At 74.5% G+C, this 23,328-nt stretch carries 24 protein-coding genes and 1 riboswitch; of the genes, 10 read left to right on the forward strand and 14 right to left on the reverse strand.

Going from position 1 to position 23,328, the window contains the following annotated elements:
• Positions 1–197: 197 nt before the first annotated feature.
• The 4 genes from K353_RS06090 to K353_RS34250 form a co-directional block, all read right to left on the reverse strand.
• Positions 198–1,004, reverse strand: a complete 807-nt coding sequence (locus K353_RS06090) for a CHAP domain-containing protein (protein WP_111552550.1) — start codon at positions 1,002–1,004, stop codon at positions 198–200.
• 171 nt (positions 1,005–1,175) lie between these two features.
• Entirely contained in the window at positions 1,176–2,060 is an 885-nt protein-coding gene (locus tag K353_RS06095; RefSeq protein WP_233533404.1) for a peptidoglycan-binding protein, read from the reverse strand.
• Between the two features lie 262 nt (positions 2,061–2,322).
• Positions 2,323–2,766 (reverse strand): hypothetical protein, encoded by a 444-nt coding sequence (locus K353_RS06100; RefSeq protein WP_111552551.1) that lies wholly within the window; start codon positions 2,764–2,766, stop codon positions 2,323–2,325.
• 377 nt (positions 2,767–3,143) lie between these two features.
• Positions 3,144–3,305, reverse strand: a complete 162-nt coding sequence (locus K353_RS34250) for a hypothetical protein (protein WP_158585356.1) — start codon at positions 3,303–3,305, stop codon at positions 3,144–3,146.
• 553 nt (positions 3,306–3,858) lie between these two features.
• Here K353_RS34250 and K353_RS06105 point away from each other — a divergent pair.
• Complete coding sequence (locus K353_RS06105) at positions 3,859–4,833, forward strand: helix-turn-helix transcriptional regulator (RefSeq protein WP_111552552.1); 975 nt, start codon at positions 3,859–3,861, stop codon at positions 4,831–4,833.
• 37 nt (positions 4,834–4,870) lie between these two features.
• Here the strand turns inward: K353_RS06105 and K353_RS36785 are convergent, their stop codons facing one another.
• Positions 4,871–5,107: a hypothetical protein gene (locus K353_RS36785; RefSeq protein WP_305000288.1), complete on the reverse strand. Its 237-nt coding sequence runs from the start codon at positions 5,105–5,107 to the stop codon at positions 4,871–4,873.
• 328 nt (positions 5,108–5,435) lie between these two features.
• On the opposite strand from K353_RS36785, the gene K353_RS06115 reads away from it, so the two are divergent.
• Positions 5,436–6,245, forward strand: coding sequence for a helical backbone metal receptor (locus K353_RS06115; RefSeq protein ID WP_233533405.1), 810 nt, complete (start codon positions 5,436–5,438; stop codon positions 6,243–6,245).
• A 24-nt stretch (positions 6,246–6,269) separates the two neighbouring features.
• Here K353_RS06115 and K353_RS06120 read toward each other — a convergent pair whose 3' ends face one another.
• Positions 6,270–6,926, reverse strand: coding sequence for a TetR/AcrR family transcriptional regulator (locus K353_RS06120; protein WP_233533406.1), 657 nt, complete (start codon positions 6,924–6,926; stop codon positions 6,270–6,272).
• Positions 6,927–7,080: 154 nt separating this feature from the next.
• Entirely contained in the window at positions 7,081–7,758 is a 678-nt protein-coding gene (locus K353_RS06125; protein WP_111552553.1) for a (2Fe-2S)-binding protein, read from the reverse strand.
• A gap of 102 nt (positions 7,759–7,860) precedes the next feature.
• Between K353_RS06125 and K353_RS06130 the strand changes: the two genes are divergently transcribed.
• The 3 genes from K353_RS06130 to K353_RS06140 all read left to right on the forward strand — a co-directional run bounded on the left by K353_RS06130 (position 7,861) and on the right by K353_RS06140 (position 10,170).
• Positions 7,861–8,295 carry a hypothetical protein gene (locus K353_RS06130; protein ID WP_199528011.1) on the forward strand — a complete coding sequence of 145 codons (435 nt, stop codon included), beginning with the start codon at positions 7,861–7,863 and terminating at the stop codon, positions 8,293–8,295.
• A gap of 76 nt (positions 8,296–8,371) precedes the next feature.
• The gene (locus tag K353_RS06135; protein WP_111552554.1) at positions 8,372–9,343 is read left to right on the forward strand and encodes an aldo/keto reductase; all 972 of its coding nucleotides are present in this window, start codon (positions 8,372–8,374) and stop codon (positions 9,341–9,343) included.
• A gap of 83 nt (positions 9,344–9,426) precedes the next feature.
• Entirely contained in the window at positions 9,427–10,170 is a 744-nt protein-coding gene (locus K353_RS06140) for an SOS response-associated peptidase (RefSeq protein WP_111552555.1), read from the forward strand.
• 29 nt (positions 10,171–10,199) lie between these two features.
• Here the strand turns inward: K353_RS06140 and K353_RS06145 are convergent, their stop codons facing one another.
• Positions 10,200–10,406 (reverse strand): hypothetical protein, encoded by a 207-nt coding sequence (locus tag K353_RS06145; protein ID WP_111552773.1) that lies wholly within the window; start codon positions 10,404–10,406, stop codon positions 10,200–10,202.
• A gap of 372 nt (positions 10,407–10,778) precedes the next feature.
• Between K353_RS06145 and K353_RS06155 the strand changes: the two genes are divergently transcribed.
• Together K353_RS06155 and K353_RS06160 are read left to right on the forward strand one after the other, a co-directional pair.
• Positions 10,779–11,468, forward strand: coding sequence for an HAD family hydrolase (locus K353_RS06155; RefSeq protein ID WP_111552557.1), 690 nt, complete (start codon positions 10,779–10,781; stop codon positions 11,466–11,468).
• A gap of 195 nt (positions 11,469–11,663) precedes the next feature.
• Positions 11,664–12,317, forward strand: a complete 654-nt coding sequence (locus K353_RS06160; protein WP_199528012.1) for an endonuclease — start codon at positions 11,664–11,666, stop codon at positions 12,315–12,317.
• 49 nt (positions 12,318–12,366) lie between these two features.
• Here the strand turns inward: K353_RS06160 and K353_RS06165 are convergent, their stop codons facing one another.
• Positions 12,367–13,377: a cytochrome c oxidase assembly protein gene (locus tag K353_RS06165; protein ID WP_111552558.1), complete on the reverse strand. Its 1,011-nt coding sequence runs from the start codon at positions 13,375–13,377 to the stop codon at positions 12,367–12,369.
• Between the two features lie 178 nt (positions 13,378–13,555).
• Here K353_RS06165 and K353_RS06170 point away from each other — a divergent pair, with 178 nt between their 5' ends.
• Positions 13,556–14,944: an FtsW/RodA/SpoVE family cell cycle protein gene (locus tag K353_RS06170; RefSeq protein WP_111552559.1), complete on the forward strand. Its 1,389-nt coding sequence runs from the start codon at positions 13,556–13,558 to the stop codon at positions 14,942–14,944.
• 41 nt (positions 14,945–14,985) lie between these two features.
• Here the strand turns inward: K353_RS06170 and K353_RS06175 are convergent, their stop codons facing one another.
• From K353_RS06175 to K353_RS06185, 3 genes are all read right to left on the reverse strand, one after another.
• Complete coding sequence (locus tag K353_RS06175) at positions 14,986–17,343, reverse strand: hypothetical protein (protein WP_111552560.1); 2,358 nt, start codon at positions 17,341–17,343, stop codon at positions 14,986–14,988.
• Positions 17,344–17,467: 124 nt separating this feature from the next.
• Positions 17,468–18,064, reverse strand: a complete 597-nt coding sequence (locus K353_RS06180) for a LysE family translocator (RefSeq protein ID WP_111552561.1) — start codon at positions 18,062–18,064, stop codon at positions 17,468–17,470.
• Between the two features lie 11 nt (positions 18,065–18,075).
• Complete coding sequence (locus K353_RS06185) at positions 18,076–18,816, reverse strand: metallophosphoesterase (RefSeq protein ID WP_111552775.1); 741 nt, start codon at positions 18,814–18,816, stop codon at positions 18,076–18,078.
• Positions 18,817–18,964: 148 nt separating this feature from the next.
• Between K353_RS06185 and K353_RS06190 the strand changes: the two genes are divergently transcribed.
• On the forward strand, positions 18,965–19,591 hold the full coding sequence (locus tag K353_RS06190; RefSeq protein WP_111552562.1) for an ABATE domain-containing protein: 627 nt from the start codon (positions 18,965–18,967) through the stop codon (positions 19,589–19,591).
• A 175-nt stretch (positions 19,592–19,766) separates the two neighbouring features.
• Here K353_RS06190 and K353_RS06195 read toward each other — a convergent pair whose 3' ends face one another.
• Together K353_RS06195 and K353_RS06200 are read right to left on the reverse strand one after the other, a co-directional pair.
• On the reverse strand, positions 19,767–21,155 hold the full coding sequence (locus K353_RS06195; RefSeq protein WP_111552563.1) for an FAD-dependent oxidoreductase: 1,389 nt from the start codon (positions 21,153–21,155) through the stop codon (positions 19,767–19,769).
• A 230-nt stretch (positions 21,156–21,385) separates the two neighbouring features.
• Positions 21,386–22,024, reverse strand: coding sequence for an MSMEG_1061 family FMN-dependent PPOX-type flavoprotein (locus K353_RS06200; protein WP_233533407.1), 639 nt, complete (start codon positions 22,022–22,024; stop codon positions 21,386–21,388).
• A gap of 298 nt (positions 22,025–22,322) precedes the next feature.
• Positions 22,323–22,450: riboswitch (FMN riboswitch) on the forward strand.
• A gap of 183 nt (positions 22,451–22,633) precedes the next feature.
• On the opposite strand from K353_RS06200, the gene K353_RS06205 reads away from it, so the two are divergent.
• Complete coding sequence (locus K353_RS06205; protein WP_111552565.1) at positions 22,634–23,293, forward strand: riboflavin synthase; 660 nt, start codon at positions 22,634–22,636, stop codon at positions 23,291–23,293.
• Positions 23,294–23,328 lie beyond the last annotated feature (35 nt).

Here is a 23,328-nt window from a genome sequence, read left to right on the forward strand (position 1 = left end):
GCGACCTGGAGGGGTCACCTGCCCGACGGGGCTTCGAGACGTGCCGTACGTGCCGTACCTGCCGTACGTGCCGTACGTGCCGTACGTGCCGTACGTGCCGTGCGTACCGCTGCGGCTCCGGCGGAGTTCGTCACACCGCCGTGGGCCGCGCGCTCAGCTGATCGGCCCGGCGCTGCCGGGGGCCGGTCGGTGGCGGTTTAGAAGTGGATCATGTGCTGGAAGGACGACTCCGCGCTGCTGACCTTGAGGTGGCTGCGGGTGCCGTAGGCGAGCGGGTTGTTCCAGTTGTACTCCTCCACGTCGAAGGAGCCGTCGGAGTACACCGCGTTGACGTAGGCGACGTGGCCGTAGGCCCCGTGGGTGTCGTTCACGGCGATGGCGCCGACGGTCGGGGTGGTGTTGACGCTGATGCCGAGGCGGCGGGCGGCGTCGTCCCAGGTGCTGGCGTTGCCCCAGGTGGTGCCGCCGTAGGAGTTGCTGAAGTTCGGGATGCCGAGGCGGTCCGCGATGCGGAAGGCCGCGAAGGCGGTGCAGTTCTTGGCGGCGAAGCCGCGGGTGCCGCCGTCGAAGTCGTTGGTGGGGCTCTCGTTGTCGTTGCTGGAGCTGCTGAGGAACTTGTGGGAGGCGTCGTTGTTCTTCAGGGTGGAGTTGAGGTTGCCCTTGGCGCCGGGGGCGAAGTCCTGGTAGGAGCCGGCGTAGCCGCTGTTGTAGTAGACGCGGACGGTCTGGCTGCTGCGGTTCCACACCGATGCGGCGTTGTTCTTGACGCAGAGGCCCTGGCCGGCGCCGGACCCCTTGAACTCGTAGCAGTCCGGCTGGCTGTCCCCGTAGTTGCTGAGGGAGCCGGTGAAGTCGGAGACCGAGCCAGCCTCGTCGCTGTTGTAGTAGTAGCAGAACTCTCCGGAGCCGCAGGATCCGTCGCGGGACGCGGCGAAGGCGGGCGCGGAGGTGGTGGCGATCAGCGGGACGGCCAGCGCCAGGGCGGTGCCGGCGACGGTGATCATGTTGCGTATGTTCTTCACGGTCTTCTCTCTCGGTGACGTGCCGTCAACGGGCGCTGACGGGCGATCGGGTCGTGCTTCGGTCGTGCTTCGGTCGTGCTCGGGCCGTGCCCCGGTCGTGCTCGGGCCGTGCCCCGGGCCGTGCGTGGGTCGTGCTCGGGAGGCAGCGCGCGGTCAGTGCGTGCGCTGGTACTCCTCCCAGGTCTGGATCGGGACGTGGGGGCCGTCGTCGGCGGCGTGGTTGGCCAGGCCGTTGAGGCCGAGGTAGTAGTCACCGGTCTGGTTCTGGGCCTGCGTGGACAGGTCGGTGTCGTTGATCGCGGCGGCGTGGATGTGCCACGGCCAGTCGCCCTGGCTGGGGTTGCGGACCCAGGCGGCGAACCCGACCTGGCGCAGGGCCTTGGCGACGGCGGTGCGGGTGGCGCTGGTCATGCCGTCGACGTTGACGTCCACGACACCGCCGCCGTCGTGGGTGCCGGCCGAGGTGGGGTCGCCGCCGGGGTTGTAGGAGCCCTGATCCAGGGTGAGCTTGTAGCCCAGGAGGCGTTCGGCCTCGGTGAGCATGTTCTGGGTGCGGGTGTCGATGGTGTAGCCGTTGCGCTGCACGTGGGCGCCGGGGCCGATCTGCTGGGTGACGGTGTACCGGCCCTGCCCGAGCGAGGTGAGGGAGGTGGTGCCGGGCAGCCCGTTGGCGGCCAGGCCGGTGTAGCCGAGGGAGCGCTGGTAGGCGGCGTAGGCGGCGATGGTGGTGGTGCCGAAGTAGCCGTCCACCCACTTGGCGTCGAGGAGGCCGCGGGCCTGCAGGGCCCGCTCGACGGCCAGGACCGAGTCCTTGGCGCCCGGGGTCAGCGTGTTGTCGGCGCGCCGGGGGTCGATCTGGGCGGCCAGCACGGTGGCCTCCATGTTCACCGTCGGCAGCGCGGCGGCGGCCGCCGCGTCGGCGCGGGGCGTCGGGATCGCCGCGTTGGCCTGGGCGGCGCTCAGTACCAGGCCGCTCAGGACGGCGGCGGCCGTGAGCAGTCGGACGGCGGTCTTGCGGGTCTTGATGGCGGATGCCATGCGAGGGTTCCTTCTGGTTCGGTGGAGGATGGATCTCGACCCCGGCCCCGCTCCCGTCCCGGTGTCGGGCAACGGGCAGCGGGCGGGCGGGGGTTCAGTCGGAGGGGCTCCCGGCCGGGGCGGCGCTCAGCGGCACCGCCGGTCGGTGCGGCCGGCCGGTGCGGTCGTCACGGTCGTCATGGCTGTCGCGGCCGTCACGGTCGTCGCCGGTGTTCCGGGAGCCGGTGCCACGGCGGTCGCCGCAGGTGGGGCGGTCAGGCGGTCAGCAGCGGACGTCGGTCTTGACCGCGATGTCGCCGTCGCTGGGGTAGGGGATGGGGCCGTAGCCCGTCCAGCCCAGGCCCTGGGTGCACTCCGCCAGGGTCGCGGCGCCGAAGGACCACAGCTCCACGGAGTTGTGGCCGCACCGGGGGTCCTGGACGTCGTGCCCGCCGCCGGTGACGATGGCCGTGCACACGTCCCAGCTGCTGTGGGTGTTGCGGTAGCCCTCCCACACGTACAGGTAGGAGTAGTTCTTCCCGCAGCCCTTGTACTGCTTCACCGACGCCATCGTCTGCCCGCCGACGTTGAGGTAGGCGGTGCTGCCGATCTGGGTGACGCTGGAACAGCCGGACGGGGTGGCTGCGGCGTTGGCCGCTCCGGGGATGGCGACGAGCATCGGCACGGCGATGGCCGCGGCGGTGGCGATCTTGGCGAGGACGCGCATGGCGAGGAGCCTTCTTTCGGGAAAGGGGGAGGGAGGAGGTGTCTCGGCCGTCGCCGGGACGCCGGAGCGGGTTCCGCCGGGGACGGACCGGGCCGCTCAGGGCGTGCGGAGACCGGCGGGCGGGGCCGAGGAGCCTGTGACGACCGCTGCGTCGGCCATCGGGGGCTGTCGCGGTCGGGGTCGTCTCTTCCCGACGTGACGTCATGTTCCGGTCTGGTCCGAGGTGTTCGGACGGCGGCGGCGGGCAGGTGGTGCTCGACCTCCGGGCGGGACGGCCTCGTGCGGCCGGCAGAGCCGCGGGCTCGGTCCGTGGAGGTCTGCGCGGAAGTCTGAAGGGGAGTCCGGGTGGGGCCCTCGCTGGAGCTCTCGGCGGAGGCTCAGGTGAGGGCGAGGCACCAGCCGCGCAGGGCCGGCGCTTGCTGCAGGGCGCGTTCGCAGACGTGGCGCAGGTTCATGGTCGCCGCGTCCGGGGTGTCCGCGATGATCGCGGCGGCGATGCGGTAGCAGTTGAGGTCGACGCGGGTGCGGATGTGTTCCACTCGGTCTTCGTGCCGGCTGTGGACCCAGATCAGGTCGGTGACCGCTTCAGCCGTCAGTTGCGAGGGCGCCGGATCGGAACAGGTGAGAGTCACCGCGACCAACTGCACGAGGTCCGGTCAACTCTGTGCGGGGGGTGAAGCAGGAGCGGAATCCCAGTCGAAGCCCGAGCCGGCGACGGAGTGCCGGACGGCCGAGTGGCCGGCGGCGGCGCCGTCCGCGGCGAAGGAGACCAGACCGACAGTGAATGCGACGACCAGACCAGTGCATACGATGCGTATCGAGTGAGTCACGACTGTTCTCTCCTGTTTCGTACCCATGCTGTGCCCGTGAGGGTTTGCTGTGTCAGTGAGTGGTTCGCGGAACTCGTCCCGGTTTTTGCGGCGTTTTCCGCTGACGAGGAAGAGCTTGCCGCCTACGGAAGGCGATGTCACGACTACGGAACTGGCATGAAGTCACTCGGCAGCTAAGTGCCAGATCATTTCGCCTGCGAAAGCATTGCGTCCCCGGCTGCCCTGCACCGATGATGATCATCGATACGGGGAGGGTGTCGCGGTGTTGCACGTACTGGGATTGAACGCCCTGACGGAGGGCGTCTACAGGGCCCTACTGGCCGAGCCGGACGCGGGGGTCGAACGGATCGCCACGAGCCTGCGCCTGACGGAGGCGCAGGTGCGGGAAGCGCTCGACGAACTACTGGAACTGACGCTGCTTCGGCCGACGACCGGCTCGCACGCACTGCGGGCCGTCAGCCCGGAAGTCGGACTGACCAGGCTACTCGCCCGCAACCAGAACCAACTACTCTTCCGCCAGCAGCAGTTGGAGAGCGCCCGGTCCGAGATCGCCGCCCTCTCCGCCGAGTACGTCGACCGGCGGCCCGACGACGAGCAGGTCCTGCGGCTGGAGTCCCTCGACGCCGTCCGCGACCGCCTGGAGGAACTCGCGGCCACCGCGACCCGGGAATGCCTCTCCCTGATGCGGGGGGGAGCAGTTCGTCCCGATTCCATCCAGGCCGGCAAACACCCCAATCAGCTGGCGCTGGAACGCGGCGTGGTCATTCGCAGCATCTTCCAGGACAGCTTCCGCAACGACCCCGACACCCTGCGATATGCCCGCTGGTTGGCCGAGTTGGGCGGTCTGACGCGCACCGTGCCGCTGCTGCCGATCCGGCTGGTGATCGTCGACCGCAGCATCGCCCTGGTGCCGATCGACCCCAGCGACGGCCGCCGCGGCGCACTGGAGCTGCACGGGGCGGCGCTGATCCAGCCGCTGTGCGCGCTGTTCGACGAACTCTGGCGCAGCGGAACCGACTTCGGGCAGCCCACCCCCCGCGACGGCCAGGATCTCACCGGGTCCGAGCGCGCCCTGCTGGAACTGCTGAGCCAAGGCCACACCGACGAGTCCGCCGGCCGCAAGCTGGGCCTGTCCCTGCGGACGGTGCGCCGAATGATGCAGGACCTGATGAGCCGGCTGGGCGCCGAGAGCCGCTTCCAGGCGGGAGCCCAGGCCGTCCGGAACGACTGGCTCTGACCCCACGGCAACTGCCCCGGAGCGGCTGCCCGGGGCACTACGGGAGTGCGTCGTCCCGGCGAAGGGAACGGGGGCGCCCCGGCCGCTCGGCCGGCTCCCGCACCCGCTCCTCGACGCCCTCGCCGCCGCGCAGCACCAGCCGCAGCCGCAACGGTTCCGGCCGCGAGACCCGCTCCAGCCGTTCGGCGAACAGCGCGTCCCACCCCGCCACCCGCAGCGGCCGCTCCGCCACGGGTAGCGTGCACGAGGCCGGCACCCAGTCCGGACCGCTCATCTCGTCCGCTCCCGTCCCCAGGCCCGCGATCGGGGACGCCTTCGCGGGGTACCGGAGGCAACCGCGGCCCGGGTGGCCGTGCGGCGGTCGTCCCGGAACCGCGGGCCCGAATCGCGGGCTCGAATCGCGCGCCCGCACCGTGGCCCCGAACCGGAAATGCGCCCCGCCCGTTCCCGTTCCGTGCACCCGGGGTTCGCGGGGTTCTCCGCGCGGTAGTGGCGGCGGGCGAATCCGATTCCGGCGTGATGTCGGGAAAATCCGGACGTCCGGACATTCCGAATTCGTGAAAAATGCGTCATTGGCCGCCGAATTCAGTAACGTGTCCCGCATGGACGCGGCGCGGCGGTTGACGGACGACGAGGGCGACGACGTACGGCTGCCGCCCGGGCTCCGGCGGGTGGTCTCCCTCGTCCCTTCGCTCACCGAGGCCGTCGCCGTCAGCGCCCCCGGCCTGCTGGTCGGTGCCACCGACTGGTGCACCCACCCCGCCGGGCTGGACGTCGCCCGGATCGGCGGCACCAAGAACCCCTCGGTGGAGGCGATCTGCGCGCTCCGCCCCGACCTGGTGATCGCCAACGAGGAGGAGAACCGCGCCCCCGACCTGGCCGCGCTGCGCGCCGCTGGACTCCCGGTGTGGACCACCCGCGTCCGCGACCTCGACCAGGCCCTCGCCTCGCTCCACCGGCTGCTCGTGGACGTCCTCCAACTCCCTTGCCCCGACTGGCTGGTGGCCGCCCGACAGGCATGGTCCTTCCAGCCGCCCGCCTGCGCCGTGCGGGCCGTCGCCCCGATCTGGCGCCGCCCCTGGATGGTCCTCGGCCGGGACACCTTCGCCGCCGATCTGCTCCGCCGCCTGGGCGTCGACCTGCTCCCGGCCGACGCTCCCGACGACCCCGACCGCCCCGGCGCCCCCGACCGCTACCCGCGCCTCCCGCTCGCCGAACTCCACTCCCTGGGGCCCGAGTTGCTGCTCCTGCCGGACGAGCCCTACCGCTTCACCGCCACCGACGGGCCGGACGCCTTCCCGGGCCTCCCGTACGCCCTCCTCGACGGCCGCCACCTCACCTGGTACGGCCCCTCGCTCGCCCAGGCCCCGGCCGTCCTCGCCGCCCAGCTCGCCGACCGCCGCCGCCCCTGACTGCCCGACCGCCCCGACGGTGGGTCAACTCGGCTGTCGCGAAAGGCCCTTGTGGTGCACGGCGGTCGCCTCGCCGAGGGCGACGAGGGCGTCGGCGAGGCGGGCCGTCTGGGTGGCGACGGTGCGTTCCGGGTCGGCCTGGGAGGTGAGGAAGGCGCCGTCGAAACCGGCGAGGGTGAAGTGGTCGAGTTCCTCGGCGACCGCCCGGGCGGTCTCGGGGCCCTGGTCGGTGAAGACCGCGGAGATCATCGCCCGGATGTGGGCGCGGGCCTCGTCGCGCACCCGCCGGTTCATCTCCGCGACCTCGGCCTCGGTGGCCTCGTCGCTCAGCAGCAGCAGGAAGTGCAGCCGCATGAAGTCGGGTTGGGCGGCGAGGACTTCGGCGGTCCGGTCCAGGTACCAGGCCATCCGCTCGCGGTGGCTGCCGCCCTCGGGGGGATCGCGGTGGGCGGTGCGCATGGCGGCGAAGAAGTCGCGGGCGCCGCGCGCCATCACGGCGGAGAGCAGGCCGCCCTTGGAGTGGAAGTGGTGGTAGATCGCGCTCCGGGGCAGCCCGGTCTCGGCGGTGATGGTCGAGATGGTGGTGGCGGCGTAGCCCCGCAGGGCCATCACGCGGGCCGTCGCGTCGAGGATCTCCTCCTTCGAACGCCGACCGCGCCGGTTGCCGCCCGGCTCCGCCACCCCTGTCCCTGGCCCGGTCTCCGCCGTCCCTGTCCCCGCCCCGGCCACCGCCACTGCCCCGTCCGCCCCCTCGCGCGATGCGTCGCCCACTGCCCTCACCCCGCCTGCTACCCGCCGACCCCGGGTTCACGGGCCCGGCCGCCCGGAGCGGGCCTCAGCGGCGGGGCGCCCGGGTGAACACGCAGTCGCCGCACAGGCCGCCGGACGGGGTGCGGTAGTACAGGCAGCACGAGGCCCGACGGAAGGCGAGCGGACGCCCGGGCGCGGAGACCGTCCCGGTGGCCGCGAGCGCCGGGCGGGCCAGCAGGGCGCGGGCCAGCGCGGCGGCCGGGGCGCGGAAGGCCGGGACGGTCGCCGCCTGGCGGGCCGCACCGACCAGCGCGGAGGCGGCGTTGCCCGCGAGCAGGCCCGGGGCGAGCGGGGTGACGGCGCGCACGGCCCCCGCGAGCGGCGCCAGTTGGCCCGTCAGCACCGTCGCCTCCAGCGCCTCGGCGGTGGCCTCCCGGCCGGGCGCGGACGGCAGCCACAGGTCGAACGGCCCCTGCGGCGGCAGCGCGAACCACGCCCCGTCCAACTCCGGCACCCGCCCCGTCGCCAGCGCCGCCCCGAGCGCCACCGACCACAGCCGCGCCGCCAGCCCCAGGTGCGCCGTCGACGCCGCCACCCGCGGCTCGCCCGTCCCCAGCACCCGGCCCACCTCGGCGATCCGCGCCGCCAACGGGCCGTCCGCTGCGGACAGTTCGGGCAGCGGCCGGAACCCGGGCGGCGGGGACGCGTCGGTGCGGACGGCGAAGTACGGGCCGAGCGCGGCGCGCGGATCGGTGGCCGTCACGGTCGGGACGGCGTCGGCGAATCGCAGGTGAGGGGCACATCGCGGAGTGTAGTGTGGCAAGCCGCCCGGCGCGGGCGGCAGATCGAGGGAGGGGGCGGGCCGATGGACCCGATTTCGCTGGGACTGCTGGCGGCACTGGCCGGGGGCGCGGGCGGGGAGCTCGGCAAGCAGTGCTGGACCGGGCTGACCGCACTGGTCCGCCGGCCGTTCCAGCACGCGGCGGCGGCCTCGGTCAGCAGCGGCGAGGCCGAGCTGGTGGCGCTGGAGCGCGACCCGCAGAACACCGAACTGGCCGGGCGGCTGAACAGCGCGCTGGCTGTCCGCGCCGCGCTGGAACCGGAGTTCGGCCCCGCGCTGGAGCGCTGGCACGGCCAGGCCGAGGCCGCGCTGAGCGGCGACACCCTGCACAACGTGATCAGCGGCGGCACGTTCAGCGGCATCACGATCCAGGGCAAGGTCAACGGCGGCGTCCACCAGCACCAGCACCAGCCGCAGCAGGCGCCCGCGCCGACGAACGGCACCCAGCAGCCCGGATAACCCCCTGGCGTCCGCCCGGCCACGGCACCTAGGGTCCGTCCCGGAACGGTCGGCTCACCGGTGAGGGAGAGAACGGATGCGGTACCGCGAGCTCGGGCGCAGCGGCGTGCAGGTCTCGGAAATCGGTTACGGGGCGTGGGGGATCGGGGCGTCCAGCTGGGTGGGCGCCCGGGAGGAGGACTCGCTGGCGGCCCTGCACCGGGCGGTCGACCTGGGGGTGAACTTCGTCGACACGGCCCGGGGGTACGGGGAGAGCGAGCGGCTGGTCGGCCGGGTGGTGCGGGAGCGGGCGGCCAACGGCGAGCAGGTGCGGGTGGCGACCAAGGTGCCGCCGCTGAACGGGCAGTGGCCGGCCCGCGCCGGGGTGGACCCGGCGGAGACCTTCCCGGGGGCGCACATCCGGCAGAGCCTGGAGACCTCGCTGGCGGCCAGCGGGCTGGAGCGGTTCGACCTGCTCCAGTTCCACGTGTGGAGCGACGAGTGGCTGGGCCGGGGCGACTGGCTGGAGACCGTGCGGGAGCTGAAGCGGGAGGGCCTGATCGGCCTGTTCGGCGTCTCGATCAACGACCACGAGCCGCACAGCGCGGTCGAGTTGGTGCGCAGCGGGGAGGTGGACGCGGTGCAGGTGATCTTCAACGTGTTCGACCAGTCGCCGCTGGACGAGCTGTTCCCGGCCTGCGAGGAGCACGGCGTCGGGGTGATCGTCCGGGTCGCGCTGGACGAGGGCGGGCTGACCGGCCGGATCACCGCCGACACCACCTTCCCGGAGGGTGACTTCCGGCGGCGGTACTTCCGCGACGACCGGCCCGCGCAGGTGGCCCGGCGGGTCGCGGCGATCACCGCCGACCTGGGCATCGAGCCGGACCGGCTCGCCGAGACGGCGCTGCGGTTCGTGCTCGGCGCGCCCGCCGTGTCGACGGTGATCCCCGGCATGCGCACGGTGCGCAACGTGGAGCGCAACGCGGCGGTGGCCGACGGGGTGCCGCTGGACGAGCGGCAGCTGAAGGTGCTGGCCGGGCACCGCTGGGAGCGCAACTTCTACTCCTGAGGCACTCCCGGGAGACATTTCCGGGGCCCGGCGCCCGGCGCCGACGCGTGCGGTTGTCGGGGTTCGGTGGCAGGGTGGGACGCATGTGCGGTCGTTTCGTCTCCACCACTGATCCCGCCGACCTGGTCCCCCTGCTCGACGTGGCGAGCTGGGACCCGACCGAGGCCCTGGCGCCGAACTGGAACGTGGCCCCGACCCAGCCGGTCTCCGCCGTGCTGGAGCGGGTGGACCCCGAGACCGGCGAGGTGGTCCGCCAACTGCGGACGCTGCGCTGGGGGTTGGTGCCGTCCTGGGCGAAGGACCGGTCGGGCGCGGCCCGGCTGATCAACGCCCGCTCGGAGACCGCCGACCAGAAGCCCTCGTTCCGCCGGGCCTTCGCGAAGCGCCGCTGCGTGATCCCGGCCGACGGGTACTACGAGTGGCGCCCGGTGCCCGCCGCCGACGGCCGCAAGGCGTACAAGCAGCCCTACTTCCTGTCCACCGGCGGACTGATGCTGATGGCCGGGCTGTACGAGTTCTGGCGGGACGCGAGCCTGCCCGAGGACGACCCGGCGGCCTGGCTGGCGACGACGGCCATCCTGACCACGGACGCCACCGACCGGGCCGGCCGGGTGCACGACCGGATGCCGCTGATCATCGACCGGGACGACCTGGACGACTGGCTCGACCCGGCCAGCACCGACCCGGCCGACCTGCACGACCTGCTGCACCGCCCCGCCGACGGCGACATCCTGGTCCGGGCGGTGCCGACCGCCGTCAACCGGGTCTCCGCGAACGGGCCCGAGCTGCTGGCCGACACCCCGGACCCGCTGGGCCTGTCCGACTGACGCCCCGCCGGGAGCCGTCGGCGCCCGGGTCAGTCCCCGTTGCTGGTACCGGACTTGCCGCTGGTGAAGCCGCGTCGCTGCCGGTCGCGCTCGGCCCGGCGGACCACCTCGCCCACGCCGAGGGTGACCCGCGAGACGGCCCGCACCCAACCGGGGCCGCCGCGCGCGGCCCACACCACGCAGGCGCAGCCGCCGAGCACGAGCAGCAGGACGACGATCAGAACCGTGCCGACCATGGGGTCCACCTTCCGTTCCGGAACGTACCGGCCGATCATCCCAGGCCACCGCCGCCCCGGCCGGGCGACGCGCGACCGGTCACCCCGTCCTCCCCCCCCGGGGTCCGCAGGCCGCTCGGCCGCCACGGGAAGGCGCTTGACACCCGCGCGCCGCCCGCACCGAGGCCCACCCGGCCCACCGGTCCGGCCCCGCCCACCTGCTCGACGTCCTCCTGGAGCTGGAGCTGGAGCTGGAGCTGGAGCTGGAGCTGGAGCTGGAGCTGGAGCCGGAAGCGGGGGCGCCCGGTACCGCGAGGTGAGCGCCCGGTGGCCGGGTGGTGACGGCACGTCAGCGGCCGGTAGGGTGAAACGGGCGAGGACGGGAGGCGGGCGGTGATCGAAGCGGTGCTGTTCGACCTCGACGGCACGCTGCTCGACCACGCCGGGGCGGCCGAGGCGGCCGTGCTGGCCGGGGTCGCGGCGGAGCTGCCCGGGCGGGAGTTCGACCGGGACGAGGTGCTGCGGTTCTGGCGCCACCTCGAACGGGTCGAGTACGACCGCTACCTGGCGGGCGAGTCGACCGTGCACCAGCAGCGCCGCAACCGGGCCGCCGGGCTGGCCGCGCACCTCGGGCTGGGGGAGTGGCCGGCCGAGCGGGCCGACGCCTGGTTCGCCGGCTACCTGCGGCGCTACGAGCGCTCCTGGCGGGCCTACCCGGAAGTACCGCACGTGGTAAGGGAGTTGGGTGCGACACGGCGGACGGGCGTGATCACCAACGGGGAGGGCGACATCCAGCGGCGCAAGCTGCGCGCCGTCGGCCTCGACCTGCTCGTCCCGCACACCACCGCCTCCGCCGAGGCGGGCTGCGCCAAGCCCGATCCGGCGATCTTCCACCTCGCCTGCCGCGCCCTCGGTGTCGCCCCCGGGCGCGCCGCGTACGTCGGCGACCGCCTGGACGTGGACGCGCAGGCCGCCACCGAGGCCGGGCTGCTGGGCATCTGGCTGGACCGCGAGCCGAGCGGCGAGGGGAGCGCCGTACCACGGGTGCACTCGCTGGCCGAGGTCGCCGCGCTGCTGGGCTGAGCCCCCGGCGCCCCGGAGTCCCGGAGCCCCGACCGTTCCGCCCACTCGCCCGCCCGCCCGTCGTTTCCCGGCGGGCGGGCGCGGGCCGAACCGGGGCGTTCGCGGCGTGGCTGCGGGCCGGTCGGGGCCGCCGCCGCGTACCGTCGGGCCCGACGGCTGGCGGTTCGTCAGCGAATCAACGGCGGGAGGGCCGGAATGGACGCGCGGCGACGGGTGGCGGTGCTGGTGGAGGCGGCCGGGGGCACGTACCCGGAACAGGCGGGCATCGTGCTCGCGGACCGGGCCGAACCGCTCTGGCAGCTCCTGGTGCTGAGCAACCTGGTGTCGGCCCGGGTCCAGGGCGCGACCGCCGTTACCGGCACGGCCGCGCTGATCGCCGCCGGGGCCGGAACGCCCTACGGCACCCTGGAGTTGGGGCGGCAGCACTGCAAGGACGCACTGATCGCCGGGCACTACCGCCACTTCGCCGAGGGCACCGCCACCCGCCTCAACGACTGCGCCCGCCTGGCCCAGGACGAGTACGGCGGCGACCTGCGCAAGCTCGCCGTCGCCGCCCAGCACCGCCCCGAACGGACCCGGGCCCTGCTCCAGCGCTTCCCCGGCATCGGCCCGGCCGGCGCCGCCGCGTTCTGCCGCGACGCGCAGGCGGTCTGGCCGCACCTGCGCCCGGCCCTGGACGCCCGGGTGCTGGCCGGCGCCGAACTGCTCCGGCTCCCGACCGACCCGGCCGAGCTGGCCGCCCTGATCGATCCGGCGGAACTGCACCGGCTTGCCGACGCCCTGGTCCGGGTCGCCCTCGACCCGGAGTTCGCCGGACGGGTGCTGAACGCCGGCGAGCCGGTCGGGTAGCCCAAGCCGTGGCGACGGCGCGGGGCGCGACAGCGCGGGACGCCGGGCCTCAACCGCCGTAGCGATGCCGGAGGTTGGGGTCGTCCAGCCACCACGGCCGGTCCCCGGTGACAGCGCCCGCCGGAGCCCCCGGGGCGGTGCCCGCCGGGGAGGCCGCAGCGGAGGCCGCGGCGGAGGCCGCCGCCCGGGCCTCCTCCGCCGCGTCCAGCGCGGCGTCCACCGCCGCCGTCTCGGCGCGCCCGGTGACGATCATCCGGCGGACCAGCGCGCACAGGAAGGGCAGGCCGACCAGGTCGCCGAGGAGCCAGATCGCGTTGCCGCCGACGAACTGGTCGCGGGCGAGGGTGGGCCCCCAGTCGCGGGCCAGGCCCGCGTAGTACGGCTCGGCGATCACGTGGCCGCCGTACAGCAGCACCAGGGCGAGGGCCGCGTCGAAGACCACCTCGACGAAGGTGATCACCACGCCGATCATCAGCGGGTACGGGTGCGCGACCGGGTCCAGTTGCAGGCGCGGCCAGAAGTAGAGCAGGCCGAGCAGCACCGGGACCAGGTGGAAGCCGGTGTTCCAGGCCGGGTCGGTCAGCGTCCGGACGTACAGCGGCGTGAAGTACAGCAGCCAGGGCGGCGCGACCAGCAGCACGGTGGACACCAGCGGGAACATCAGCACCCGGGAGACCCGGCCGGACAGCGCCGCCCGCAGCCGCTCGCGGCCCGCCGCCGGGAGGGCGGCGGCCAGCAGCGAGACGGGCGCGCCCAGGGCGAGCAGCATCGGCACCAGCATCAGCAGCAGGACCAGCTGCACCGCGCGGTCGGTGAACAGCACCCGCTCGTACGCGCCGAGGCCGGAGCAGGTGGTCCAGACCCAGACCGCGAGGCCGCCCAGGAACGCCAGGGTGCGGTACCAGGGCCAGCGGCCGGCGCCCCCGGTGCGGTGGCGGCGGGCGCCGGCCAGGTAGCCGGCCGCGAGCAGGACGGACAGGGCGGCGACCGCCGGTTCGAGGGTCCAGGTGTCGGCCAACGCCGACCAGTGCCAGGGCGCGACGACCGCGGGGTGGGTCATGCCGGGGGCCTCCTTCGGGCGGCGGTGCCGGGGGCGGTGCCGGGACGGTGCCGGGGGCGGGGCCCGGCGGTGGAACCCGGGGCGGGGTTCCGGGCGTCGTCGCAGGGGCGGGCCCGCGACCGCGGACCCGGCTCCGGCATCTACACCGCTGTAGAATCTACCGAGTGGGGGAGCCCGGGTGAACGCCGCCCCGCACCGCGCCGGCCGCCGCCGCGCCGCGCACCGCCGCCGCCGCAGCGAACTCACCCTGCTGCTCCTCGCGGTGGCCGTCTGCCTGGCGGGCTGGACCACCGCGAGCCTGGCCCTGCACGGCACCGTCCCGCCCGGCCTACTGCCCTACGGCGCGGGCCTCGGCGCGCTCGCCCTGCTGCTGCACCTCGCCGTCCGCCGCTGGGCCCCGTACGCGGACCCGCTGATCCTGCCGCTCGCGGTCCTGCTCAGCGGCTTCGGACTCGTCCTGCTCGACCGCCTGGACCGCTCCTACGCGCTCTGGCACCCCGACAAGGGCGACTGGCAGAAGCTCCCGGCCGCGCCCGCCCAGGTGCGGTGGACGGTGATCGCCGTGCTGCTGGCCGTCGGCGTGCTGGCCGTGGTCCGGCACCACCGGCTGTTCCAGAAGTACGTCTACCTGATCATGACGGGCGCGCTGGTGCTGCTCGCCGCGCCCGCGTTCTTCCCCGGCGACAGCTTCGGCGCCAAGCGGTGGATCCGGGTCGGCGGACTCTCCTTCGAGCCGGACGAGTTCGCCAAGGTCGCCATCACGGTCTTCTTCGCCGGCTACCTGACCGCCAACCGGGACGCCCTCGCGCTCACCGGCCGCAAGGCGTGGGGCCTGCGCCTGCCGCGCGGCCGCAACCTCGGGCCGGTGCTGGCGATCTGGGTGGTCAGCCTGCTGGTGCTGGTCTTCGAACGGGACCTCGGCACCTCGCTGATCTTCTTCGGCGTCTTCGTGGTGATGCTCTACACCGCCACCGAACGCACCGGCTGGGTGGTCATCGGCCTGCTGATGGCCGTCGGCGGCGCGGCCGTGGTCGGCGACCTCGAACCGCACGTGCACGGCCGGGTCGAAGCCTGGCTGCACCCGCTCGACATCTACGAACCCGTCCACGACCCGGCGCTGATCTCCCAGCAGCCCGCCCAGGCCCTCTTCGGCCTCGGCACCGGCGGCGTCCTCGGCACCGGCCTCGGCCAGGGCCGCCCCTTCCTGATCGGCTTCGCCGGGCGCAGCGACTTCATCTTCACCACCATCGGCGAGGAACTCGGCCTGGCCGGGTCGATGGCCGTCCTCCTCCTCTACGGCCTGCTGGTCCAACGCGCCCTGCGCACCGCCGTCGCCCTGCCCGACCCCTTCGGCAAACTCCTCGCCACCGGCCTGGCCGCCGCCCTCGCCCTCCAGGTCTTCGTCGTCGTCGGCGGCGTCACCGGCCTCATCCCGCTCACCGGCAAGGCCCTCCCCTTCCTCGCCGCCGGCGGCTCCTCGCTCACCGCGAACTGGCTGCTCACCGCCGTCCTGCTCAAACTCTCCGACGCGGCGGGCCGGGCGGAACGGGAACCCGGCCCGCCCTGACGCCCGGCCCGCCTGGCCGTCCAGCTCGCCCTATCGCCCGGTCAGCCCCGGCTCCGGCGGCTGCCCGTCCACAGGACCGCTCCCGCGACGAGCAGGGCGGCGGCGCAGACCGCACCCAGCAGGGCGAGCGGGGAGGCGCCGGTGTCCGGGAGGCCCCCGGTGGGCGGCGGGGGCGGCGTGGGCGGCGTGGGCGCGGGGGAGGACGGCCCGGCGGACGGCGAGGGCGAGGGCGACGGGGAGCCGGAGGTGGACGGGGACGGGGACGGCGAGGGGGACGGCCGGGTCAGCCGGTTGGTGACGGTCACCGTGCTGGTGCGCTCCGCCGGGACGGTGAACTCGCGCCCCAGGGTGATCGCCTGCTCGGCGCCGTCGTCCGTGCGCAGGACTGCCTCGGTCGCGGTGTCGATGCCGTCGGCCCCGCCGGTGGCGGGTTCGGTCAGGGTGCAGGCGGCGGGGGCGGCGAAGGTGCGGCGCGGGAGGTCGCCGCGGGTGCGGCCGGGTTCGACGCGGAGCGCGGTCGGGGCGTCGTCGCCGGTGCAGCGCAGTTCCAGGCGGGCGGCGAGCGGGCGCAGGGCGGTGTCGTCGGTGGTGAGCTTGACCACGTCGAGCCGGGCGAACCGGTGGAAGCGGTTGGTGAACCGGCAGGTGGGGGCGGGGTCCGCGGCGGTGAGGAGGACGTCGGTGACGGCGCGCTCGCGGTCGACCGGGCCGGTGTTCGGGCCGCAGTCGGCGCTCTCCAGCTCCCACCGGCCGTCGGCGGTCGCCGGCGGCATCAACTCCTGCACGGTGTAGCGGATCTGGTCGCTGACGCGGAGCTGCTCGGCGGCGGGCACGGCGGTCACCGGGGTGTTCTCGGCGGTGGTGGTGGCGGTGGCACGCAGCGTGACGTCCGTCGGTTCGGCGGTGCGGCCGACGGGGTGCGGGGTGATCAGGTAGTCGAAGGTGCCGGTCCCGCCGAGGGTGGTCTTCTCGACGGTGATCCGCCCGCCGGGGACGAACCGGTTGGTCAGCAGGCAGTGCGTCTCGCTGTCGGTCGGCAGGTCGTACCCGGCGTTCCAGGTGCCGCGCGGCGCGGTGCCGGTGGCGGGCCCGGTGGTGACGGGCAGTTCGGTGCCGTTGCAGTACGCGGTGGGGGTGTCCCAGTGGCCGGTGCCGTCGGGGGCGGGGATCGCCTCGGTGAGCGCGTAGTGGCCGGCCAGCGGGTGGGCGGCGGAGGCGACGGTGACGGGCTCGCCCTCGGCCGTGGTGGTGACGGGGCTGATCACGAGGACGTCGGAGCCCGGCGGCGGGGTGAGGGCGATGTCGAAGGTGCCGGTGCCGCCGATCGTCTCCTTCTCCAGCAGCGACCTCCCGGCCTCCCGCCGGTTGGTGTAGGTGCAGGTGACGTGCTCCCCGCCGACCAGCGAGACGCCGGCCCGGCCGGTGGAGTCCGTGGTGAGTACGCTGCGCCCGGGGCCGCCGTCCGCGTCCACGGCCGTGCAGCTCGGGGCGCCGGGCGGGGCCCACCCGCTGTCCGGGTCGATCCGCTCCTGGAAGGTCCACGGCGGGTCGTTCGGCCCGGTCGCGGCACGGATGAAGTCCATCGACGCCGGCTTGGCCGAACTCGCGGTCAGCGTGAAGTCGTTGACGCCGTCGCCGTTGGTGTCCGCGTAGGAGATGTCGCCGTCGAAGCGGAACGTCCCCGCGCCGTTGCTGCCGGGGGCGACCTGCTTGACCACGGTGATGGTGCCCGCGCCGGACGGCGGGGTGACCGCGTAGTAGTAGCAGAACACGTGCCGGGCGCCGGACGGGTAGCTCAGGTACTCGACGTTGTCGCCGTTCACGGCGTCCTGGGCGCAGCGCAGCGCGGCGAAGCTGTAGGTGTCCGCGCGGCCGTTCAGCGGGTCGGCCTTGGTGCCGCCCTGGGCGACCAGGTTGCCGACCTGGACGGCGGCGCGCTCGGCGGCCGTCAGCGCGACGGTGACCGCGCCGGTCAGGGTGCGGCCGGTGGGGTTCCCGGCGGCGTCCAGCTCGGGGGTGCTCGCGGTGGTGGTGATGTCCTGCCGGAGCGGGGTGGAGACGGTGCTGAGGTTCCGGGTGGCGGGGCTGCGGCCGGTGAAGCCGCGCCCGGTGGAGAAGGTCCAGTCCGGCAGCGGGCGGCAGGGCGGCAGCGGTGTCCCGGCGGCCTCCTTGGCGGCGCCCACCGTCTCGGTGCGGGCGTAGTTGGAGTCCGGCCCGAGGTCGCGCAGCGACTCCTGGACGTTGTTGCGGGCCTTGTTGGCCATCACCTGGTCGTAGCTGTCGCAGACCCGGGCGACGTAGGTGACCAGCAGGTCCCCCGGGTCGGGGGCGGCCGCGGCCGGGCCGGGGAGGGCCGCGAGCAGGGCGGCGGTGGCGAGCAGGAACCGCAGTCGGCGCATGACGGCCCGTCCGGTCGGGGGCAGTGACCGTCCGAGCGAAGCACGCCGACCTGGCCCGACGGCACACCTTCGCCCTCGACGCACCGCCGGTCGCCCGAACGGAGGGCGCACCGGGGCCGGGGCCTCAGCGCAGGGCGTGCAGGCCGAGGGCGAGCAGGACGGCGGCGGTGGCGCGGGTGGTCCGGCGGTGCGGGCCGGGGCGCGGGGCGGCGCGGCCGAGCAGGGCGGTCCAGGCGAGCAGCCAGGCGGTGAGCAGGGCGGCGTGGGCGGCGGCCAGGGTGAGCACTTGGCCGGGCAGCGGACGTCCGGGGTCGAGGAACTGCGGGACGAGGGTGAGGTAGACGGACGCCGCCTTCGGGTTGAGGACGTTCGCCAGCAGGGCCTGGACCGGGACCGGGCCCGTCCGGTGCGGACGGCGCGCCCCCGGTGGGCGGTCGGCGGAGCGCCAGGTCAGGACGGCCAGGCCGATCAGGTAGGCGCCGCCGGCCCACCGGACGGCGGCGAGCGCGCCGGGGTGGTGCGCGGTGAGGCGGGCCAGTCCGGCGGCGGCGAGGGCCGCGTGGACGGCCAGGCCGGTGACGGTGCCGAGGACGACGGGGGCCGCGCGGCGGCGGCCGTGCTCGGCGACCTGCCGCAGCAGCAGCGCGAGGCTCGCGCCGGGAGTGGCGATCAGCGGGAGGAGCGCGACCAGGAAGGCGGCGACGGCGCGGGGGTCGGCCACGGCGCGGGCCGTCAGGGCACGACGCGGTAGTGGGTGGTGAGCCGGCGGGCGTCGTCCAGCACGTGGTAGGCCAGTCCGGGCGGCTGGTCACGGCCGACGAAGTCCTCGCTCTCCCAGGGGAGTTGAAGTGTCCAGGTGACGGCCGGCCCGACGAGCAGCGGGCGTCCGGCGAAGCCGGTCGCGGCGGCGGTGTGCGCGTGCCCGGTGAGGACGGCGGCCACCTCGGGGTGGGCGTCGAGCAGCGCGGCGAGGTCCTCGGGGCGCTGGAGGGAGTACCCGTCGGGCATCGGGTGGTGGAGGGCCACCGGCGGGTGGTGGAAGGCGATCAACGCGGCTGTGCCGGAAGGGAGTTCGGCCAGGGTGGTGTCGATCCAGTCGAGCGTCGACCGTGCCAGCAGCCCCTCGTCCCGGCCCGGGACGGTCGAGTCGACCGTCAGGATCGCGGTGTCGCCGATCAGGCGCGCCCGGTTGATCGGCGCGGTGTCCGGCTCCTCGCCGAGCAGGGCCTTGCGGTAGGCCGGGCGGGCGTCGTGGTTGCCCGGGCAGCAGAGCACCGGGAAGGGGGCGTCCGCCAGCAGTTCGGCCGCCTCCCGGTACTCGTCCTCCGTCCCGTGGTCGGCGATGTCCCCCGTGACCAGCAGCGCGTCGACGGGTCGGGGCAGGTCGAACAGGTGGCGCAGGACGCGGGTGGCGCGTTCGGTGGCGCGCGCGGTGCCGTCCAGGTGGAGGTCGCTGATCTGGGCCAACAGCAGGGTCACGGGGGCTCCTCGGCCATGTCCTAACGGATAACTTTCGCTTTGGCGTTAGGGAATCTAGGGTAGGAACGGCCGACCGGGCAAGGGAGAATGCCCACCGGCCCACCGGCCCGGTGGCCTGGTGGCGCGAACGAGGAGCGACGGCATGGCGAACGAGGGCGGCACCCGGCAGCGGTGGCCCGCACTGGACCTGGTGGGCACCGTCCGCCACGACGGCGACGGCGGCGTGCTGGACGACCTGGCGGAGGCCGGCGACGCGGCCGCCTGGCTGGCCGAACACGGCACCCGCTTCACCGGCCCGGCCGAACTCCCCGCCCTGGACGCCGAGGTGCACGCCGAGGTGCTCGAACTGCGCCGCGCCGCCCGCGCCCTGTTCGCCCGGGCCGTCAGCCCCGGTCCCGCCAGCCGCGCCGACGCGCACCGGCTGATGCCCGCCGACCGGGCGCTGGAACGGCTGAACGCCGCCGCCGCGCTCGACCCGGTCGCCCCGCAACTCGGCTGGGACGCGGGGGAGTCACCGGCCCCGATCCGTCCGCTCTCCTCCACCGGGGACGCCCGGGCCCGGCTGCTCGCCGCGCTGGCCCGCGCGGTGATCGAGTTCCTGGCCGGGCCCGAGCGGGAACAGCTGCGGGCCTGTCAGGCGCCGCGCTGCGTGCGCTACTTCGTCAAGAGCCACGGCCGCCAGGAGTGGTGCAAGACCTCCTGCGGCAACCGGGCCCGGGTCGCCCGGCACTACGACCGCCGACGCACCGGCCCCGCCCCGCAGGACTGACCGCCCCGCAGGACCGGTCGCCCGGCCGGACCGACCGGCCCGGACCGACCGGCCCGGACCGACCGGCCCGGGCCCCCCGGCCTGCCGCGCGGTCGCGCGCGAACGCCCGGCCGGGCGCGCCGCGGGACGTGGTCCCGGACGGTCCGGCCGGGCGTTCACCCGGGCCCGCGGGCGGCTACCGCGGGTTGCGGTCCGCCGCCCGGTCGCTGCGGGAGGCGTCGAGCATGCCGACCCGGTCGACGACCTTGACCCGCTCGCGGCCCCCCGCCGCGCCGAGGGCCTTCTCGTGGGTGTCGAGGTGCTGCCAGCCCTCCCAGGTGGTGAAGTCGACGCCGCGGCTGCGCAGGAAGCCGACGACGGCGTCCTCGGCGGGTTCGGCGGCGGTCCGCAGCAGGCCCGCCGCGTGGTCGGCGACCAGGCAGGCGACCGTCTCGTTGGCGTCGCCCTTGGTGTGGCCGATCAGGCCGACCGGGCCGCGCTTGACCCAGCCGGTGACGTAGACGGAGGGCAGGTGGGCGCCGTTCTCCTGGACCCGGCCGGCCTGGTGCGGGACGGTCGCGGTCAGGGGGTCGAAGGGCAGCTTGGGCAGTTCGTCGGAGCGGTAGCCGACCGCCCGGTAGACGGCCTGGACGGGCCAGTCGCGGAAGGTGCCGGTGCCCACCGTGTTGCCGGTGCCGTCGAGTTCGGTGCGCTCGGTGCGCAGCGCGACGACCTTGCCGTCCGCGCCGAGCACCTCGACCGGGTTCTCGAAGAAGTGCAGGTGGATGCGGTGCGGCCGGTCGCCGACGTCGCGGATCGCCCAGTTCTCCAGGGTCGAGGCGACCATGTCGGCCTGCTTGTTGGCGCGCCGGGTGGCGATCGAGCCCTCGTCGTAGTCGATGTCCTCGGGGTCGACGACGACCTCGATGGTGGGGGAGTGGTCGAGTTCGCGCAGCTCCATCGGGGAGAACTTGGCCTGCGCGGGCCCGCGCCGCCCGAACACGTGCACCTCGACGGCGCGGTTCGCGGCCAGGCCCTCGTACACGTTCGGCGGGATCTCGGTGGGCAGCAGCTCGTCCGCGGTCTTGGCCAGGATGCGGGCCACGTCGAGCGCGACGTTGCCGACGCCGAGGACGGCGACCTGCTCGGCCTCCAGCGGCCACTCGCGCGGGACTTCGGGGTGCCCGTCGTACCAGGAGACGAAGTCGGCCGCGCCGTACGAGCCGTCCAGCTCGATGCCGGGGACGTTCAGGTCGCGGTCGGCCTCGGCGCCGGTGGCGAAGACCACCGCGTCGTAGAAGCGGTGCAGCTCGTCGAGCGAGAGGTCGCCGGGGTAGTCGACGTTGCCGAGCAGGCGGACCTGGGGCTTGTCGAGGACCTGGTGCAGGGCGGTGATGATGCCCTTGATCCGGGGGTGGTCGGGGGCGACGCCGTAGCGGATCAGGCCGAAGGGGGCGGGCAGGCGCTCGATCAGGTCGATGGAGACGCCGGGGGCGGCGGCCAGGTCGGACTTCAGCAGCGCGTCGGCGGCGTAGATTCCGGCGGGGCCGGAACCGACGATGGCCACCCGGACGGGGCGGGGCATGGGCAGGTACTCCTGTTCGACTCGGGGCGCGTACCGCCCAGCCTCGCAGCCGGCGGGCGCGCCCGGTACCGGGCTCCGGCTTATGTCGTCATAAGTCGAAGCTATGGCCCCCCAAAGTTCCGCCTATGCGGAGATCCCGTGCCTCCCAGCATGCACCAGCCCGCCGCGGAGCCCTCCCACGGCCCCTCCGCCCGCCCCCTCCCGCGGTCCCTCCCGCCGCGGACCCCGGGTCACTCGTAGCGCAGCCGCAGCGACTCCTCCTCGGCGGCCACCACCTGCTCCAGGGTGAGCGCCGGATCGCCCAGGTGGGAGAGGGTGATCTCGGCCGAACCGGGCGCCGCGTCGGCGGGCGGCCACCGCTCGGGCCGCCACGCGGACGAACGCAGCAGCGCCTTCGGGCAGTGCCCGTACACCTCGTCGGCGGCCACCACGATCGCGGTGCGCGGCGGCTTGCCCACCGGCGTCAGCCGCGCCAGCAGCTCCGGGTCCTCGCTCACGCAGGCCCGCCCGTTGACCCGCAGGGTGGCGGCCCGGCCGGGGACGACGAAGAGCAGGCCGGCCTTCCCGGTGGCGGCGACGTTGTGCAGGGTGTCCAGCCGCCGGTTGCCGGTGGCGTCCGGGATCGCCAGGGTGTGCTCGTCCAGCACCGCGACGAAGCCGGGCGGGCCGCCGCGCGGCGTGGCGTCGCAGTTGCCGTCCGCGTCGGCGGTGGCGACGAACACCAGCGAGGAGCAGCCGATCAGCCGGCGGTCCGCCTCGTGCAGGCGGTCGACCTGCTTGCGCCGCACCAGCGCGCTCGGCTGCTCGTACAGGGCCCGCAGGCGGGCCGGTCCGCGGATCGCGTCCGCGGCCAGGGCGTCGAAGATCACCCGCCCGACGCTACCCCCGCTCACCGCGCGCCCGACGGGCGGTGTCGCCCCGACTCCCCGACCCGGCCCGATCCGACCCTGCCCCGCCCGACCCGACCCGGCCCGATCCGACCCCGCCCCGCCCGACCCGACCCGACCCGACCCGACCTCCGGGCCAACTCCCCGGCCGGGATTCCTCCGTACCGGGAACTATTCCTTCCCGCCGTCCTCTACCGGCGTGAACCAGGCCACAGCGCGCGTTCCTTGCGGCCGGACCACCGGCGCGTGCAACAATGTGGGTGCAGTACCAGTGACGTTCAGCGCACTCCGGGGTCGGTGAAAATCCGAACCGGCGGTTACAGTCCGCGACCCGTCCGCAGCCAGCGGGCGGTTGACCAGGTGAAATTCCTGGACCGACGGTTAAAGTCCGGATGGGAGGCGTGCGCGGCGGACCAGGCGTGTCAGTACCGCGGCCCACCCGAGGGCCGGGGTGCGCAGCAGGACGGCAGCGAACCCGTGCCTCGGCGAGGAAGCCCAGGCGCCCCGGGGGAGCCGCGTCCGGCGTGCCGTCCGCAGTCAACTCCCATGAGCCGCCCCGGAGTCCGCGCCCCAAGCGCGAGGAGAACCCGGGTGTTCACCGGCATCATCGAAGAGCTCGGCGAGGTCGTCTCCATCGAGGAGATCGGCGCATCCTCGCGCATCCGCCTGCGCGGTCCGGTCGTCACGGCCGACGCCCGGCACGGCGACTCCATCGCGGTCAACGGCGTCTGTCTGACCGTCCTCGACGGCAACGAGCAACTCGCGGACCGCCCCGGCGAGTTCAGCGCCGACGTGATGCGCGAGACGCTGCTGCGCTCCAGCCTCGGCGCCCTGCGCCCCGGCTCCCGGGTCAACCTGGAACGGGCGATGGCGCTCGGCGCCCGGCTCGGCGGCCACCTGGTGCAGGGGCACGTCGACGGCACCGGGACGCTGCTCTCCCGCGAGCCCGGCGACCTCGACCCGGACGGGAATCCGCGCTGGGAGGTGCTGCGTTTCACCCTGCCGCAGCCGATCTCGCGCTACCTGGTCGAGAAGGGGTCGATCACCGTGGACGGAGTGAGCCTCACCGTCGTCGAGGCCGCCCTCGACTCGTTCACCGTCTCGCTCATCCCCGCCACCCTCGCCCTCACCACGCTGGGCGCCAAGGCGGTCGGCGACCCCGTCAACCTCGAGGTGGACGTGCTCGCCAAGTACGTCGAGCGGCTGCTCGACACCCGTGCCCTGCCCGACACCCTGGGGGGTTCCAAGTGAGTGCGTTCGGAGACCTGGCCTTCACCGCCTTCGGC

The organism is Kitasatospora sp. SolWspMP-SS2h (assembly GCF_003259315.1).
GTDB classification, from domain to species: domain Bacteria; phylum Actinomycetota; class Actinomycetes; order Streptomycetales; family Streptomycetaceae; genus Kitasatospora; species Kitasatospora fiedleri.

Excerpts from the sequence above, each read along its gene's own strand:
- K353_RS06115 (WP_233533405.1), top strand. The coding sequence starts at position 5,436 with ATGGACGCGGCGCGGCGGTTGACGGACGACGAGGGCGACGACGTACGG.
- K353_RS06135 (WP_111552554.1), top strand. The coding sequence starts at position 8,372 with ATGCGGTACCGCGAGCTCGGGCGCAGCGGCGTGCAGGTCTCGGAAATC.
- K353_RS06100 (WP_111552551.1), bottom strand. The coding sequence starts at position 2,766 with ATGCGCGTCCTCGCCAAGATCGCCACCGCCGCGGCCATCGCCGTGCCG.
- K353_RS06175 (WP_111552560.1), bottom strand. The coding sequence starts at position 17,343 with ATGCGCCGACTGCGGTTCCTGCTCGCCACCGCCGCCCTGCTCGCGGCC.
- K353_RS06090 (WP_111552550.1), bottom strand. The coding sequence starts at position 1,004 with ATGATCACCGTCGCCGGCACCGCCCTGGCGCTGGCCGTCCCGCTGATC.
- K353_RS36785 (WP_305000288.1), bottom strand. The coding sequence starts at position 5,107 with ATGAGCGGTCCGGACTGGGTGCCGGCCTCGTGCACGCTACCCGTGGCG.
- K353_RS06165 (WP_111552558.1), bottom strand. The coding sequence starts at position 13,377 with ATGACCCACCCCGCGGTCGTCGCGCCCTGGCACTGGTCGGCGTTGGCC.
- K353_RS06140 (WP_111552555.1), top strand. The coding sequence starts at position 9,427 with ATGTGCGGTCGTTTCGTCTCCACCACTGATCCCGCCGACCTGGTCCCC.
- K353_RS06190 (WP_111552562.1), top strand. The coding sequence starts at position 18,965 with ATGGCGAACGAGGGCGGCACCCGGCAGCGGTGGCCCGCACTGGACCTG.
- K353_RS06095 (WP_233533404.1), bottom strand. The coding sequence starts at position 2,060 with ATGGCATCCGCCATCAAGACCCGCAAGACCGCCGTCCGACTGCTCACG.
- K353_RS06160 (WP_199528012.1), top strand. The coding sequence starts at position 11,664 with ATGGACGCGCGGCGACGGGTGGCGGTGCTGGTGGAGGCGGCCGGGGGC.
- K353_RS06195 (WP_111552563.1), bottom strand. The coding sequence starts at position 21,155 with ATGCCCCGCCCCGTCCGGGTGGCCATCGTCGGTTCCGGCCCCGCCGGA.
- K353_RS06130 (WP_199528011.1), top strand. The coding sequence starts at position 7,861 with ATGGACCCGATTTCGCTGGGACTGCTGGCGGCACTGGCCGGGGGCGCG.
- K353_RS06145 (WP_111552773.1), bottom strand. The coding sequence starts at position 10,406 with ATGGTCGGCACGGTTCTGATCGTCGTCCTGCTGCTCGTGCTCGGCGGC.